This is a genomic window from Pseudomonas sp. LLC-1, assembly GCF_002992185.1.
Classification (GTDB): Bacteria; Pseudomonadota; Gammaproteobacteria; order Pseudomonadales; family Pseudomonadaceae; genus Aquipseudomonas; species Aquipseudomonas monteilii.
On record NZ_LUVY01000012.1, the window covers coordinates 392,343 to 408,630 of the forward strand.

10 protein-coding genes are annotated in these 16,288 nt (G+C 52.6%); 7 read left to right on the plus strand and 3 right to left on the minus strand.

The annotated features are described in order from the left end of the window. The first annotated feature begins 467 nt into the window (after positions 1–467). The 5 genes from A0O30_RS12760 (at position 468) to A0O30_RS12780 (ending at position 11,390) form a co-directional block, all read left to right on the plus strand. On the plus strand, positions 468–2,345 hold the full coding sequence (locus A0O30_RS12760; protein WP_105946729.1) for a UvrD-helicase domain-containing protein: 1,878 nt from the start codon (positions 468–470) through the stop codon (positions 2,343–2,345). 4 nt (positions 2,346–2,349) lie between these two features. Next, entirely contained in the window at positions 2,350–5,541 is a 3,192-nt protein-coding gene (locus tag A0O30_RS12765; protein WP_105946730.1) for a helicase-related protein, read from the plus strand. Between the two features lie 92 nt (positions 5,542–5,633). Next, entirely contained in the window at positions 5,634–7,391 is a 1,758-nt protein-coding gene (gene drmB / locus A0O30_RS12770) for a DUF1998 domain-containing protein (protein ID WP_256589667.1), read from the plus strand. Then, positions 7,391–9,079 (plus strand): nuclease-related domain-containing DEAD/DEAH box helicase, encoded by a 1,689-nt coding sequence (locus tag A0O30_RS12775; RefSeq protein WP_105946731.1) that lies wholly within the window; start codon positions 7,391–7,393, stop codon positions 9,077–9,079. Before drmB ends, A0O30_RS12775 begins: the two co-directional genes overlap by 1 nt. A 727-nt stretch (positions 9,080–9,806) precedes the next feature. Then, entirely contained in the window at positions 9,807–11,390 is a 1,584-nt protein-coding gene (locus A0O30_RS12780; protein WP_105946732.1) for a DUF262 domain-containing protein, read from the plus strand. 326 nt (positions 11,391–11,716) lie between these two features. Here A0O30_RS12780 and A0O30_RS12785 read toward each other — a convergent pair whose 3' ends face one another. Beyond that, positions 11,717–13,396 carry a DNA cytosine methyltransferase gene (locus A0O30_RS12785; protein WP_256589662.1) on the minus strand — a complete coding sequence of 560 codons (1,680 nt, stop codon included), beginning with the start codon at positions 13,394–13,396 and terminating at the stop codon, positions 11,717–11,719. A 34-nt stretch (positions 13,397–13,430) separates the two neighbouring features. Between A0O30_RS12785 and A0O30_RS12790 the strand changes: the two genes are divergently transcribed. Next, positions 13,431–13,880 carry a very short patch repair endonuclease gene (locus tag A0O30_RS12790; protein ID WP_371921623.1) on the plus strand — a complete coding sequence of 150 codons (450 nt, stop codon included), beginning with the start codon at positions 13,431–13,433 and terminating at the stop codon, positions 13,878–13,880. A gap of 430 nt (positions 13,881–14,310) precedes the next feature. On the opposite strand, the gene A0O30_RS12795 is transcribed toward A0O30_RS12790, so the two are convergent. Both A0O30_RS12795 and A0O30_RS12800 read right to left on the minus strand, forming a co-directional pair. Then, positions 14,311–14,574: a DUF3077 domain-containing protein gene (locus A0O30_RS12795; RefSeq protein WP_003250694.1), complete on the minus strand. Its 264-nt coding sequence runs from the start codon at positions 14,572–14,574 to the stop codon at positions 14,311–14,313. Between the two features lie 162 nt (positions 14,575–14,736). Then, on the minus strand, positions 14,737–14,979 hold the full coding sequence (locus A0O30_RS12800) for a hypothetical protein (protein ID WP_105946734.1): 243 nt from the start codon (positions 14,977–14,979) through the stop codon (positions 14,737–14,739). Between the two features lie 470 nt (positions 14,980–15,449). On the opposite strand from A0O30_RS12800, the gene A0O30_RS12805 reads away from it, so the two are divergent. Further along, entirely contained in the window at positions 15,450–16,166 is a 717-nt protein-coding gene (locus A0O30_RS12805; RefSeq protein ID WP_105946735.1) for a hypothetical protein, read from the plus strand. Positions 16,167–16,288: the final 122 nt, after the last annotated feature.

A 16,288-nucleotide genomic window follows, 5' to 3' on the forward strand; every position in this document is an offset into this window, starting at 1 on the left:
CTTCTTCCAAGGGGATCCTTCATTCGACAAGTCGGTGTCGCCTTACAATAGCAGTCGACTTCATCCAGCACTGGGCTATCGTCAACCAAGCGAGTATTCAAGGGCCTTCATGCGGATGACTCGATAGACAGCTTCTCGGGATCCGCCGCCACGGACGCGCCAATGGATGTGCTCGGCATGTTGATGAAATAGAGGGGCCAGAGGAGCGATGATCATGCGAGGGCTCGTGCGTCATGCCGGTGCGTTCACGGCGTTGGCTCGGGCTTCTTCGGGGCTATCCCAAACACTATCCATAAAGGTCACTTTGATGCAGGCCTTTTGCCTTCATATACTATAGGATATCGCCTCGTAGGGGCGTTGTGAGCTGATCTCGCGACGGCCGAGAAGATCGATTGCTGTCGCAACGTGTGAGGTTGTTCTTGCTCCTCGCAAAAAGGGATTTGGCTGATTCAAGGAATTTCTTGGCCATGGACATTGCTGAAAGTACTCTGATGGAGTCTGACTGGGATGCAGATCAACTCCGAGTGATCGAGGGGGATCCAAATTCCCGGCTCATCGTAGAGGCGGGCCCAGGAACCGGAAAGACGGCCGTCGCGTGCGCCCGCCTGGCGTATCTGATCAACGAAGAGGACATCGAACCCAGCAAAACATGGATGATCAGTTTCACGAGGACCGCAGTAGCAGAAATTCGCGCACGATTACATTCGTACGTCGGTGACACATCTTTTGCTATCCGGATTGCGACCATCGATTCACATGCATGGTCCATCCACTCCGGGCATGATCCGAATGCCAGTCTGACCGGCTCATACGAAGAGAATATTGCGCGAGTCATTGAGCTGTTGAAGAACGATGAGGATGTAGCAGATGAGCTGCTGCAGATCGAGCACGTCGTTATTGATGAAGCGCAGGATCTTGTCGGACAACGAGCTGACCTCATCGAGGCTCTAGTGGAGAGGCTGCCGTCGGACTGTGGTATCACGGTGTTCGCCGATGAGGCCCAGGCAATCTATGGCTTCTCTGACAACAGTATTGGAAGTCGCGGAAAAGAGGCCGGCTGCAAATCTGATTTACCCTTGCTTGGTCGTTTGCAGGTTGGAGAAAAATTGGGGTTCACTCAGCTGGCCTTGAAGGAGATCTATCGCACGTCCTCTCCAGGTCTTAAGAAGATTTTTTCGGAGTTGCGGCAGGACATTCTCGACAAACAAAAGCACGGCAGTGGATTGCACGCCGAGACAGCGCAAAGAATTCGAGAATTAGCCGATGAGAGCGGATTAAAGTGGAGTGATATGAAAGTTGCTAACTTTACCAGCGACGACCTTCTGCTTTTCAGAACGCGTGCCGAAGTGCTCATGGCGTCTCAGTTCTGTGATCTTCCCTATCGGTTGCGCGTGTCAGGGTTTGGCGCAACCCTGCCAGCATGGCTGGCGATTTGTTTCTCGGACTTTGTCGAACGCTTCCTCGTTGAGCGATACTTTCTCGACCTCTGGGCGGCGCGTATAGAAAACAAGGTTGCGCCTCCTTATGGGCCAGCTGAAGCTTGGCAGAAGCTCATGCGTGTTGCAGGGCTCCAAGATGGCTCCATCGATATGCAGAAGCTCAGGCGGCGGTTAGGCCAGACTCGCCCCCCGGTCGAGCTAACTCTCCCAGAATATGGTCTGTATGGACCGATAGTCGGGACTATTCACGCGAGCAAGGGACGCGAAGCTAGCAATGTTGTTCTCATCCTGCCGAGCGTTTCGGAATTAGAGAGCGTCGAGGATGAGATTGAAGAGGCTCGCGTACTGTTTGTCGGCGCCACGCGCGCGCGCACGTCTCTAGTCGTGGGAGAGCGTAGTCCCTTTAGAGCATCAACCCTGGCATCAGGCAGGACTCATCGCTCAACCAGAAAAGGCCAATCAACGATGGTCGAGATTGGTCGTAGCGGTGATCTCACGGCACGTGGTCTCGTCGGTCACAGCGAGTTACGTGAAGCCGATGCTTTGGCAGGGCAGGCTTTTCTCACCAAGGTCGTTGATATAGTCACCACCTACAAGCTGGAGGCCGATCCTGACCTAGATTGGCGCTACAGGATATATGCCGGTCACGAGGGGCTCTGCGTCGGTGTGCTATCGCGCAAACTCACGTACGACCTTTGGGAGATACTCGAGAACAGGAACCAGAAACGCAGCCACAGGCCACCAACCTACGTAAATTATGTGAGAGGTCAGGGGTGTGCAACGATCGTACTAAGCCCGGATGACAATGAGCTTGAGACGCTTCATGAGCCTTGGGCTTCTTCCGGTTTCGTCCTGACACCCAGAATTGCGGCGTTCCCTCCCTTCTCCTTTTTCGGCCGGAGTTAGTCTCATGCAGGATAAATCACTCGATAGGGATATCGTCGCCTGTCGGCTCTTTGAGGACCTGATTGGACCACGTGTAGAGAATGAGGAGCTGACCGCGCGCCCATCCGATGTCTATCTCACCGGCATCCTTTGGCCTCAGCGTACGGAAATGGCGGGGGAGGACGATGATCGCCTCGGAACCGCGGGGGCGAGTTCGGTAGAGGGCAGCGACAGTGAGGGCGATGCAGTCAGAACAGGATCGATTCAGAAACCATCTGTAGCAGGCATCTCGTTCAGCGTTACATCCTCCGGCGTACCGCAAGTACAGGTTATATGCAGCTTTGCTACGTACCGGATGGAGCAACGCGCCCGTGGTGACATCTGGATTCGCCAGCCGTACAGAATAGAAATTCCGGTCCTTGACCTGACAGCCGGACCGCCCCACCAGATTTCGCTTGCGATATACGGTAAAGGTGTCCCCAACGTTTCACTCAGTGTCCGATGCATTAATGCTGGCGGGGCCGTTCTTGTTACTCTTTCGCTCGTGAATTCGATAGTTCCGCAGCAGAATCGAAATGAGATTGAGGCCGCGTCGCTTTTCCAGACATCGCTTCGCGTTCAGCCATGTAAAGGCACATTGTTGGTTCCGAAACCTTCCCGTCGTGGGTTGTTGAGACACCAGGATGAAGCCAACGGGAGCGCCTCGATCAGCGATGAGGAGAGTGGGGCCCTGCTGTATAGAAATGTGGCAGAGTTTGCTGTTGGGCATGTCTGCTCCGCTGAATGGGAATGCTCCGAACAGATGGTAGGGCCTCTTTCCACTGCGCGTTGGGTTGGTACGACTTGGCTGCCATCAGCAATTGTTGAGGGTGTTGACCCGAATGGCCATGTTTTTTTCTCTGAGCTGGGCAATGAGAGCGGCGCGCTCGATCCTCTCTCAGCCGAGGCATTGGCCTTGGCTGATACAGTGTCTCTCCAAAAGGCCTTGCAACTTTTCTGCGACGCCTATGATCGATGGGTACAGTTACAGCTGAAGCGGCTTGATGACATGACAGAGGTGAGTCGTGAGCTTAAGTACATCGCTGAGATACATCTGGTCCGCTGCGAAGAGGCGCTCGGGCGTATGCGGACATCAGTCCATGAGCTTCTCACGAATCCGCGGCTCCGGCGTGCCTTTCAGCTGGCGAACTTCGCAATGCACCTGCAGCACTCATGGGATAGTTCCAAGAGCCGCCATGGTCATCTGCGGTGGAGACCTTTCCAGCTGGGATTCCTACTTCTGAGTGCTCCGTCATCAGTAACGCGTGACCACGAGCATAGAGGGGTCATGGACCTCCTATGGTTCCCCACTGGTGGAGGCAAGACCGAAGCATACCTTGCGCTGATCGCATGCACCGCCGTCTATCGCCGCCTCTCCGATGATACGAATGAGCACGGGGGTGTGTGCGCCTTGATGCGATACACGCTTCGCTTGCTGACCACCCAGCAGTTTGCACGGTCTGCCGCAATGATCGTGGCCTTAGAGGCGATACGATCCGGGAAAGTATCTTCTCCCGCTGGCCTACCCTTGCAAGGGGATGAGCCGTTTTCGATCGGACTTTGGGTGGGTGGAGACGCTACACCGAACAAGCGTGCGGTTGCCTTCGCCTCACTTCAAGGGGCTTTGGAGGTTTCATCTCCGAAACAGCTCTCCCGATGCCCGGCCTGTGGCGAGAAACTGAAATGGTCAATGGCAAGCGCGATCTCACCTGTTGATGTTGAATGCACGAACAGGTCATGCAAAATGTTCGGGCTTTTGCCCGTCTTCACAGTCGACGAGGATGTCTACGACAACCGGCCGACCCTGCTTATAGGTACGGCTGACAAGTTTGCCCAGGTCATCCGCGAGAAAAGAACCAATAGCCTATTCGGTGTTAGGGATGGCGCTCCGCCTGATCTCATCATCCAAGATGAGCTACACCTCATCTCGGGCCCCTTGGGGACAATCGCTGGCACCTATGAAGCGGCATTTGACCTGATGTTCGCTGCGCGCGGGCATCGGGCAAAGATTATCGGCTCGACGGCGACGATCCGCAGAGCGTCGGAGCAGGTGTTAGCTCTTTTTGACCGCGAAGCATTCCAGTTCCCTCCGCCAGCGATCGATCACGACGACTCTGGTTTTGCGGTTCGTGATCGTCGACCGAAGGCAGTTGGAAGGCGATATCTCGGTGTCACGACGGCGGGTCGATCGGCAAAGTTTACCCTGCAGGCCGTCGCAGGTTCCCTACTGCAAACGGCTTTTGGGGCATTCAGCGACGATGTTCGTCGAGACGCCTACTGGACGCTCGTTGGATACTTCAACTCACTTCGCGAGCTTGGCGGAGCACTCGTCCTCATGCAGGACGACGTCACCGACAGCATTGCGCTCTATGCTGATGCTCGCTCTGAAGAAAGAAGGCCTCTCAGCAACGTTGAGGAGCTCACATCCCGGAGAACACAGGAAGAAATTCGCGGGATGCTCGACCTACTCGACATCAAAGTCGGGCTTCCCGGATCTGTCGACGCTGTTCTTGCTACCAATATGGTCAGCGTAGGTGTGGACATTTCACGACTGGGTCTCATGTTGGTCAATGGACAACCCAAGACTATCGCAGAGTACATCCAATCGACTAGCCGCGTCGGGCGGGGAGATGTTAGCGGTCTTGTTGTCCCAGTCCTCAACAACGCTAAGGCTCGTGATCGTTCGCATTTCGAAACGTTCTGCGGCTGGCACCGCACCCTTTACAGAGACGTTGAGGCAACTAGCGTTACTCCCTTTGCATCACGCGCTCGAGACAGGGCGCTGCATGCGGCGCTAGTGGCTGCAGTACGTCACCTTGTACCAGGCATGCTCGACTCTCCACAAATGGATGACGACGCAGAGGATCTGGCGATGGATCTCATCGACCGAATCGTCGAGCGTGCGGATCGGATCGATCCAGAAGAAATAGCTGTTCGGGAAGAGCTTGAACGTCGTCTCGATACATGGAGGGCAAGATCCCCTACTTTCTACTGGAGCGACTACAAGGGAGGGAAATCCCTTCTTCAGAGCGCCGAGCGTGCAGCCGCTCGCCGAGCAGCCGGCCGCGATACCGGCGCATCTTGGCCGACCCTTAATTCCATGCGGACTGTTGAGGCTGGAACCCCTTTCAGGATGGCCCCTGCCCTCAGGGCTAAGGATAATACAAATGAAGAATGACCTTCAGGATCTGCGGCGCAGTGCAGTTGTTTCGACATTTGGTCCTGGCTCGGTAGTAGATTTCCGGGCGGGGGGGGGGAGCCGTCTCTGGAATTGCAGCGGGACTTGAGGAATGGGATCGATCCTTTCCTCCTGCTGGTTTGGCCCACCCACAGGTGATACGTGAGACACGCTTGCAGAAGAAGCTCGGTGTTAAGGGCTTCAGAACGCCACCTGTGGCACTGGAGCGTAGGAAGGACGATGATCCGGATAATCGACGTCTCGTTGCTGTGCGCTTCCCTAAATGGCTGCAATGCCCTGGCTGCGACGTTATCAAGCCGGAACGGCGTTGGAAGGACGATCCGGGTCATGCTTATCGTTACTGTCCGACGTGCACGGAAAAAGCCCCTGGCAGCAGCAAAGTTTTCGTCATTCCCGTCCGCTTCGTCATGGCCTGTAAGCATGGCCATATAGACGAGTTTCCCTGGGACTGGTGGGTGGGGCACAAACCTGAGTGTCGGGTAGCGCAGCGTGAGAACGTAGACCGTCACCCTGGGCTGAAGCTGCAATCCGAGAGTCCCGGTCTCGCTGGGCTTATCCTCAGTTGCCCGAAATGTGGTGCACGCCGGTCAATGGACGGAGTTTTCTCAAAGAAGACTTGGGAGCATGGACCGAAATGCCGGGGGTATCGACCATGGCTAGCCGACGGCGATGAATTCTGTGGTAAGGAACAGAACGCGGTCCAGCGCGGCGCATCCAACTTGTACTTTGCGGTGACGGAATCAGCACTCAGCATCCCACCGTGGTCTGATCGTCTACAGGAAGCCTTGGGCGATTGGTGGAGCTCTCTCACGAGTCTCGATGATTTATCAAGGTTGGAGGACTACATCACCTTTCTTGCGAAAGGTGATCTGGAAAACATTTTGAAGGACCTGGAAATGTCGCCAGTGGACTTGGCAGAGGCGATCAGAAACCGCCTTGCATCGTATGGGCAGCTCAGAACCGACGATTTGCGCCCGGCAGAGTATCGACAGTTCGTCACCGAGCCAGGTCGTAGTCGGATTCCAGACATCGACTTCGAAACCCGAAGAGAAGTCGTATCTCGGGAAATCGCTCCATGGATCTTTCGAGTTGTACGAGCGGTCCGTCTTCGGGAAGTTCGCGCTATTAAAGGATTCACTCGGATCAATCCGCCTGGCGATCCCGATTCGCCCGAGGTAGCGCGGCTCTCAAAGGAACCACTTGAATGGCTACCTGCTATCGATGTTCGTGGCGAGGGCATCTTTCTTGCTTTGAACCTAGAGCGGCTATCAATTTGGGAAAACCGTACTGATGTCATTGCCCGTGCCTCCGAGTGCGATATTCGGCATCAGGCGGACTGGAAGGAGCGGTACGGCGACAACACCAAACCTCTGCAAGAGATCACGCCTAGATACATGCTCTGCCACACGCTTGCGCATGCACTCATGCGCCAACTTACCCTGGAGTGCGGGTACTCGTCAGCATCTCTTCAAGAGAGGATCTATGCTGGGAGTGGCGATGAGCAAATGGCTGGGCTTCTAATTTATACGGCGACACCGGATTCGGACGGAACGCTTGGCGGGCTTCAGCGGCAGGGAAAGACAGGGCGTATAGAGGGCATTCTTCAACGCGCGATTGAGGCGATCGAGTGGTGTTCATCCGACCCTCTTTGCATCACAGATATGATGGCAGCGATCAACAGTTACTCGCACTCAGTTTGCCATGCTTGCTGCCTCGCTCCAGAGACTTCATGCGAAGCTTTCAACAGCTTTTTAGACCGTGCCCTTTTGACCGGTGACGGTACAGGCTCAGGACTCGGATATTTCGAAGACATGCTTAGGAGAGACTGATGGCAGTGCTCTGGCCAAGGAAACTCCCACGATCGGTATTGGATGACCCAAGGCGCCGCGCTGAGGTTCGTGTCTACAACCGCCTGGCAGAGGTTCTCAACGATACCTTTCATGTCTTCTACTCAAGTCCATGGCTGGGTACCGACAGGCTGGGAGGCGAGAAGGATGGCGAATGCGACTTTCTCGTTGCACATCCTGATCACGGTATCCTTGCGATTGAGGTCAAAGGGGGGAAGGAGATTTCCTTCGATCCAAAGGACTCTCAGTGGCGCAGTACTGATCACGGAAATTTTGTCCACAAGATCAAGGATCCAGTAGCGCAGGCCCGAGGCGCTAAGCATGAGATCCTCAGTCGCCTTAATAGGTCATCCAGATGGCCAAAGCGTTTCATACATGCCGCCCATGGTGTGATCTTTCCGAGTGCCGGATCTCCCCGGGGTGACCTAGGCGCTGATCGCCCGGCCAGGTTGTTCTGCTGCTCACTTCAGTTTGAGCAGAGGCTGGGCGAATGGATCGCGGACCGTTTGAAGGCGGGACATAGGCCTAACAACTGCCAACCGCTTGGTCGTGACGGCATCACAGCGCTGGAAAGGCTTCTGGCGTACCCCTTCACCCTTAGTTTCCGGATTGGCGCTGCTCTAGCGGAAGCCGATACGGAGTTTCGCGTGCTTGAACCGTCGCAGTACCATGTATTGGATATCATCCGTGATATACCGAGAGCTCTAATCCGAGGTGGGGCAGGGACTGGCAAGACTGTGGTGGCGATCGAGGAAGCGCTCAGGTCCGCTGCAGCAGGTCGCAGGACTCTACTGACTTGCCATAGTCGCCCGTTGGCAACAAACCTTGAGCGAAAACTGAAAGACGTTGAAAATCTAACAGTTGCAGGATTTCATGCGCTGTGCGGGCGCATCTCGCGTCAGGCGGGAGTCCCGACACCGTTCGATACCTGTGAGCAAGATCTCTATGAGAGCGCTCTTCCAAACGCGCTCTATCGTGCGATGGAGATCCAACCTGCGCTAAAGTGGGATACCATTATTATCGATGAAGGCCAAGATTTCCGTGCTGAATGGTGGATCGCGATCGACGCCTGTCTCACTAGCAGTGGGAGTCTTCGCGTTTTTTTGGATAGTAATCAGAAAGTTTACGAAAGCGCCGGAAATGGTGTTCATGATCTGAGCTTGGTTCCGGTTAGGCTTTCTCGAAATCTCCGCAACACGAAGAACATCCATCAGGCCGCATCGACACATTATTTGGGTCCTGAGATAATTGCCGATGGCCCCGATGGTCTTGAGGTCTCTTGGCTCAACGCTGATAGCCCTGATTCGAAAATCGCGGCTGCCTACAGAGAGCTTAGACGACTTGTACACAACGAGGAAGTAGCTCCAAGTGACATTGCAATCCTTGTCAATGGGAGCCTTGTCCGCACAAGCTTTCTTGAGAAAAGTATTGGGACAAGCATTCCCTTTACAGACGCCGAATCCATGGTGCTTGAAGATGTTGTCGTAGATACCGTACGGCGGTTCAAGGGGCTGGAGCGGTCCGCAATAATTTTTATAGTAAGCGGCGAGGAAATGGAGCGGCGTGAGCTTGCCTATGTCGCGCTTTCAAGACCTCGGGCCTACTTGTGTATCGTGTGTTCCGAAGACGATGAGCGATGGCTTTCAGGCAAGGACAATCGCGACACTTGACGCGTTCCCCATTCACTGTCGTATTGATACTACGGAATAGCCAAACTTCTTCCATTAACGAGAGCTATTCGGAAGGGCGTGCAGCCTCAGATGCTATAGGTGTACTGGTGAGTTCGCTGTGGCTAATTTTTCTGAGCTTCAGCGAACTGCATACGATACTCAGTAGGCTTATGCTTCTCTTGTCTAGTAGCTTGTCCTATTTTACTTGATGGCCTAGCTAATTTAAGAATTCGTTATATACCCAATCGGTGCCCTTCGGTCGCTGAAATTCTATAGGTCTCAACCATTTACGACATGAAATTCTGTGATAGCAAAGCGTTACGAAACCTCATAGGAGTCCTCGACTGAGGCGTTGATCTCTTCGCTAAATCCCATGGCCGGGACGGCCCCGTCTGAGCGACCGCTTGATGGTGTGCTCTGGGCACTCTTCTCTGATGCGTGGCGAGGATACCGTAATGTTTCGGCCTTTGGTCAACGGTAAATCAATTAATTATGGGTGGCGAAACCAAGGTGCATTCGATCAGATGCTTGAGCGCTTGCCCGACGAGCTGGTTAAAAGAGAACCGCCGGATCGTGGCGCGCTTTCGACAACGGCAAACTGTGGTACGCAGATTGAAGTGGAGGCAGGAGAACCGGTTGCGGAAGAGAGGGCGTCTTGCCATCGAAAAGAGTTTTGTGCGTTGTATTGTAACTTTTTTAAGTATTGATCAATTTTAAAGGAATAAGAATGATGGCGCAGCGAGTAAATTTAGATGCAATGATTCCACGAGAGGATTTTGAGGTGTCAGACGAGGAGGCTTTTGAATTGGGACTGCTGGCGGACTTCCCAATTACGAGCCTGACAAGTGAATCTCCAGTCTTGCGTCTGCTTCGAAAGCCGGACTTTCAGCGTGAGACAAATCACTGGGCTCCAGAACAGGTCGCGGTTTTTATTGCAAGCTTTCTTGATAATGAGGTAATACCCTCGTTGATTTTGTGGAAGTCTCCAACCTATATATTTGTTATTGATGGAGGTCATCGTTTGAGTGCGCTGCGGGCGTGGATCCATAACGATTATGGTGATGGGGTTATTTCGCGTGAATTCTATAACGGGGAAATTTCTCGTGAGCAGCGGAAAGTGGCTGAACGTACTAGGAAACTAGTGGAGGCTAAAGTAGGTAGATATGCGAGCTTGAAAGATTTAGTGGGGAAGAAAATTGATGGCGATCAATTGTCGGTGCGAAGGGGTAATCGATTATTTACTCGCTCGCTTACGTTGCAATGGATTCAGGGTAATGCAAATGTAGCTGAGACTTCTTTCTTTAAAATTAATTCCCAAGGTACTCCACTTGATGATGTAGAGGAGATGCTTATAAAAAACAGAAGAAAGCCTTATGCAATAGCTGCTAGAGCAATTCTTAGATCTGGAACTGGGCACGAGTATTGGTCATCTTTTGCTGGTGAGAACAAAGGGAAAATTAAAGACCTTGCATTGGAGTTTCATGATCTGCTATTTGATCCGGAGTCAGAGTCTCCTCTTAGAACCCTTGAAATACCTCTTGGCGGATCGGCGTCTCCTGTGGATGCTTTGGCTCTTTTGATTGACTTCCTTACACTAGCTTCCTCAAGTGGCCCTGAGTCCTCAATGATAGATCAATACGAAGATGATGAAAGCGGTGAGATGACTATCTCAGTGATGAAGCGCTCTCTCGAAATATTGCAACGTATAACAGGGAACTCTCCAGGTAGTTTGGGTTTGCATCCGATGATCTATTTCTATAACGAAAGAGGTAAATATAGTCGATTCCTGTTTTTAGGAATGGTCCGTTTGATAACTTTGCGAGTTTCTAATAATGATAAGGGTTTTTTTAAAAAGTTTGTGAAGGCTCGAAGATATGTCGAAGGTTTCCTGGTTGGACACAAGAATATTATAACGCTTGTGCTTCAGAACTTGAGCAGGAAGCAACGAGTTCCAAAAATGGCAGAGCTATTTTCTCACCTTATCGATATAGGGGGGACGGGGCGAGATGAGGCCGATATTTGGCAGGACTTGGAATTTTCGCGGGTAGGTGAAAGCATTGGATTGTCGGGGCGGATTTTGGATATGGGGGAATCCGAAGAGGCATCTCGCTTTAGTGATGAGGCTAAGTCATCAATATTTGTTAGAGATGCCCTTCCTAGTATTCCGAAGTGTGCAGTTTGTCAGGGTTTTTTGAATATTAGGAAGTCGGTTTCCTATGACCATGTAGTCCCGATCAGAGAAGGCGGGAAGGGAGGTGTGAGTAATGGGCAGCTAGTTCATCCTTATTGCAATACTGCGGTTAAGTGCTGACGAAAATTAGTTGCATTATAAGGGGGCGACCATATGGCGCCTCCAAGAAAGTGAGTGAAATGGAACGGGCTGGTTGTTGCTATGATGTTAACTGTTCTTTTTGGCGGGGTGGTAGCTCGTGATTTTTTTCGGATTTACGCAAGTGAAGGTGAGTATATCGATGCTGGGAGGAACCTTAAAAAATGATATTTCGGATCTAGATGTCTTTTAGCTTTTCGTTTCCTGTCGTTGCTCCTCTGGTCGTGGTGTTCAAAATAAATAAGGCTCATGCATATGAGCCCTTGGTGTGTTAGCTTCTTTGCCTGATTAATTGATAGGTGATGTCCTTAGTTTTTTCTGGCATTGTTATTTTTGTCATGATTTTTTATTCTATCGAAGAGAATGCGAAATACGACTTTTGCTATTTGGAAAGCGAGTAATGGGGGGACTGCGTTGCCAACTTGATGAAATTGCTCAGTCCTGTTTCCTTGGAAGAAGTAATTGTCAGGGAACGTTTGAAGTCGTGCGGCTTCGCGTACTGAGAGGCTGCGGCACTGCGTTGGATCGTAATGGATGAAATAGTGCCCGTCTTTTGAAATGTGACTAGTGATTGTTGTTGCCGGTGAGTTCTCGGATTGCACTCGGAAGCGATCGCTAAAAACACCGCTTTTCCAGTTGGCGTGATCGGGGGCAAGGCCTTTGAGATTAAAACCTTTGTGTCCTTTCGGGGAGAAACCATGAAGCTTCGCATAGGAGGCTGCGAAAACATATCGGCGTAGATCTGTTAGCATATGCCCACGGACTTGATGGTTAAGCCAGTAATGAAGGTTTTCATCACGGTACCACTCGTCTAGTTGAACGTTGCCTGTCTTGCCATCAATTCTGTTAATATCTCTCTTTACACGCCTGCCACCTGCAGTTTCAGGAGGAGTAAAGTCCCGTGTTACGTCTCCAAGAACTCGCCACATTTCATCAGATACATCAATTTGTTCGCGTAGATAATTAATTTGCTCTTGCACAACAGAAGCCCAGCCCTCTTGGCTGTCTACCATTTTGGTAAGACTGCTACGCAATTTTGGAAGATTTTTCAATACCTGTCCAACGGTTGCGCCGGGCCTGTTCGTGCTCATCTTTACTTGGCTTGGGCTATGCGGGAGACTGTCTTCTGAGATTCCTAAAAGAATAACACGATGCCTGGCTTGAGGAATTCCATAATTTTCGGCTCGAATTATGAAAGCCCGTGGATCTATTTTTCCCACATTGTCGCCGGGGGCAAAGTGCGCGCCAGTTACTAGAGAGTAGATATGGTAGCGCTTCCCTGCACCACCTTCGTGCAGAGCTTGGTGTGGGTCGGATAGGTCGCGTAAGATGCTGGAAAATATCCGTTCGCCGTTAACTTTGGATGATAGGATGCCTTTGACATTTTCCATTACAAAAACTGTTGGTTGTTTTTCTCTAATTATTCGGAGATATTCTTTGTACAAGAAATGGCGGTGATCTTCTTCAGCCTTGTAGTCGGCTTTAGCTTGATTTCTAGCCCGTCCAACAACTGAGTAAGCTTGGCAGGGAGGTCCGCCAATTAGTACCCAAGGGCGCTTTTCATTAAGGCCTTGCTCCTTGTGATTTAATGCGCTATCTAAGATTTGATTGCCTGTTTCATTTCCTAGTGTAATGCACTTGGCCTCTTCTGCGGCTTCATTCCATAGTTCTTCTGTTTCATCGGACGGTACAAATTCACCGCTCGCAGCTGGATTGTTGCAATAATCATAGTATTCGAATAGATGCGTCGGTTTTTTCTGTTTCAATAGGCGGAAAAAGGCTCTCAGCCTCAGTGTTTGCCATGCTTTAGAATCCTTTTCAGCTGAAACAACGATCTTGAAATGTTGACCATCGCCGAAAGAAGTGAAGCCTTCTCCTAAGCCCCCTGGTCCAGCAAAGAGATCAACCACTTGGATTGGGTAATCGAGCTCACCTGTCGGTTCTTCGGGTGTAGACTCGGGGAGAAAGGTCATTTGGTCTTGAGTCATGGACATAGTCAGTAAGGAAGTGAGGTCTCGCATGATGGCGGGGATCCGGAGGGGCAATACCTCCCCGGAGATCAAGGTCAGGCGCTTCTTGCACCGGCATGGTTTCCGATTTCGGCTTCATGGGAAAATGCTACCAGGTACGCCTGATCTGGTGTTGCCTCGCTATCGATTATGTATTTTCGTTCACGGTTGTTTTTGGCATAGGCATCCAGGATGCCGCTCCGCCGCCGCCCCTAAGACCCGAGCAGATTTCTGGCAGCACAAATTCGACCAGAACGTGAGCCGTGATGCCAGGGTTAAAATCGAGTTGTTGGCGTTAGGCTGGAGGGTGTTTGAGCTTTGGGAATGCGGTATCCGAGGCCCTGAGCCAGAAATGGGCTGGCTCTTGGAGGCGATCCGTGATTCTAATCAAAAAACCTTGTCTTGGCCCAGCTTTCAAGTTGAAGGCGTGGTCCAGCAGGCTATAAAGTCGAGTGCGGACTAACTCTGCGCTGATGCGATGGATGCTCAGTGGCACCACTTGATAGCCGATCAGATACCACCGATAACGGCGCTTTGGTGTCGGAGCGTACATCTGCTTCTGTTCTTGAAAGGTATGAGCCCAGGGCGCCGATAGCGTTTGATTTGAAAATGCACCGATCTGTCGTAGGTTTCCAGTTCAGGCCGGCTCCGAGTTGCCAGCATCCAGCGGTCGTTTTGCGTCAGACGGTTTCCCGGCCATGCCATGGGTAGCGCTGACGTAGGCCATTTGTCCCTGAGCGGGGCATGGTTCTCCAACTCAGTGCATTTAGGTTCAACCTTGCTGTTTCAGATGATGAAGCTGGATCTGGGAGGGTAAAGCAGTCCATATCTGATCGCCTCCGAGACCCGGATTTGAATTAGGCCTCGAAGACATCCGTTGAAGAGTCGGCAATTCAGCGCATCATGCCCAGCTCGGCATCATCCATTAGCGCCTTGGCTAATGCGCAGAGATAGTGGGATGCCCAGATCAACTGCGGTTTGTCTTCCATCAAGCCGTCCAAAGTCATATCCCGAGCATAGCCCATTAGCTCCGAAGCCTGTTCACGCGCGCTCTGGCAAGGAATGCCGGCTTCGATGCGGAAGAGGGGATGCGTCTGGTTTTCCCCTTGGTAGAAGGTGGTTTTGCCGACGGTGAATTTGGTTTCTTCTGTAGACATGGTTCAATCTCCCCGAAATCTCTAGGGCCTGGGCTAGCGTCATCGCCAGCAATCCCTCACAGCTGCTGTACCAGTGCCAAGGTCTGCGGCGTAGCACAGAGCATTGTGAGGGCCTGGCTTGCCAGTGAAGCGCCGAGCCCAGGCGACACAATCAGTTAGGTCTCAGTGCGACGTTCTCGGCACACCGGGCATCTGTAGCTGAACCAACGCGGTCTCAAGCAAAGCTCGCAGCGTCTCCAGTTCATGCATCGAGGCCATCATCAGGATCGATGCAGGTGACTTGGGCTGCAGAAGCATTGCCTGATGCACGACGGTCGCGGCGCATAACGCGTAATCCGTGGCTTGGATCAAAGTGTCTTCAAGGCAGAGAGTTTTGTGGGGTGGATCAGGAACGATCTTCAGCATTTTTTGGTCCTCAATGGAGCGACCAGCGCTTGCTGTCAAACAAGTGGTGGCAGCCGTGTATGGGTTGACAGACCGGTGAAGACCAAACCGGCGCACACGAGGTGCCCCACACACAGCCGCCATAGGCAAAGCCGCGTGTTTGGTCGTCAGTCAGCCTGTCAAAGCTAGTCGTTGATGCGCAACGACGGGACCGAGACTAGAACGCTGAAAAAGCGACCGCAACGAAAATCAGGCGCTGGGAGTATCTTTGGGAAATGCCCTACAAGGAAGCGCTTTTTTCTGATTTTTTCCCGCGTTAGCCGTCAAAATCTGCAGCGCTCGCTGCTCAGTCAACGCGTCAACGCTCTCAAAAAGCAAGCCACTCCCTCACCCCGTATCCAGCCATTCCGCGATGATGTCAAACGGTCACCATGGACTTCCTCCCCCCATCCCCTGAAACTGCCCCTCTCGCACCCAGACCAAGGCAGGTCATGATCAACCTCAAACGCACCACCTCCCTCCTGCTCCTGCTGGCCACCGCCTCACTAACCGCCTGTCTCCCCTGGAAGCGCGAACGCGCCGCCTACGCGGACCTCTGCGATTCCGAATTCCAGTTCAAAGTCCCAGGCCCAAAAGGCGAAACCACCCTCTATCTGGAAACCTACCTCTACGACCACGCCGCCCAATGGGGTGAAAAGCGCTACGAGCAAGGTCTGCACGTGCAATACCCGGGCGAGGAATACCCACGTCCGGAATTCTTCGTGCAGATGATCGCCTACAACAAGGACCGCCAGCGCCCGTCGACCGATTCCAAACGTGGCGAGCCGCCAATCCCGGTGTTCTACGACAGCCGCCAGGCCTACATCACCTTTGAAGACGGCTCGCGCCTGAATGCACGGCCCGAGGTGTACGTGGGCCTCAACGATATCTACGACTTCCCGTCTGTGACCGAGCGGGCTGCCAGGCCATCGCCGTACGACATCAACAGCGATGAAGTGCACCGGCACATTCCCAAGCTCACCAACAACAAACGCTACGGCTCGGCTTATGTAATCTTCCAGACGGACAAGCTGAACGCCGATTCCAAGTGGACCATTCACTTGGGCAGCCTGCGTGTAGAGGGGCGGAAGGTGGAGATTCCGCCGTTGCAGTTGTGCTATCACCCAGTCAAGAAATGGATCGGGATCGAGCCTCTGATGCGGCCGTGATCGCAAGGTTTGAAAGTTGGCGGGTACCTTATTGGTTTTGCAGCGCAAGCCCGGCCCACCCGTCCCGTATGCCAGCGAACACGTTCAAGCTTGGGCATACCAGGCGCACCATGCGGTTCGCC

Excerpts from the sequence above, each read along its gene's own strand:
- A0O30_RS12760 (WP_105946729.1), top strand. The coding sequence starts at position 468 with ATGGACATTGCTGAAAGTACTCTGATGGAGTCTGACTGGGATGCAGAT.
- A0O30_RS12785 (WP_256589662.1), bottom strand. The coding sequence starts at position 13,396 with ATGACTCAAGACCAAATGACCTTTCTCCCCGAGTCTACACCCGAAGAA.
- A0O30_RS12775 (WP_105946731.1), top strand. The coding sequence starts at position 7,391 with ATGGCAGTGCTCTGGCCAAGGAAACTCCCACGATCGGTATTGGATGAC.
- A0O30_RS12790 (WP_371921623.1), top strand. The coding sequence starts at position 13,431 with ATGGCGGGGATCCGGAGGGGCAATACCTCCCCGGAGATCAAGGTCAGG.
- A0O30_RS12780 (WP_105946732.1), top strand. The coding sequence starts at position 9,807 with ATGATGGCGCAGCGAGTAAATTTAGATGCAATGATTCCACGAGAGGAT.
- A0O30_RS12795 (WP_003250694.1), bottom strand. The coding sequence starts at position 14,574 with ATGTCTACAGAAGAAACCAAATTCACCGTCGGCAAAACCACCTTCTAC.
- A0O30_RS12800 (WP_105946734.1), bottom strand. The coding sequence starts at position 14,979 with ATGCTGAAGATCGTTCCTGATCCACCCCACAAAACTCTCTGCCTTGAA.
- A0O30_RS12805 (WP_105946735.1), top strand. The coding sequence starts at position 15,450 with ATGATCAACCTCAAACGCACCACCTCCCTCCTGCTCCTGCTGGCCACC.
- A0O30_RS12765 (WP_105946730.1), top strand. The coding sequence starts at position 2,350 with ATGCAGGATAAATCACTCGATAGGGATATCGTCGCCTGTCGGCTCTTT.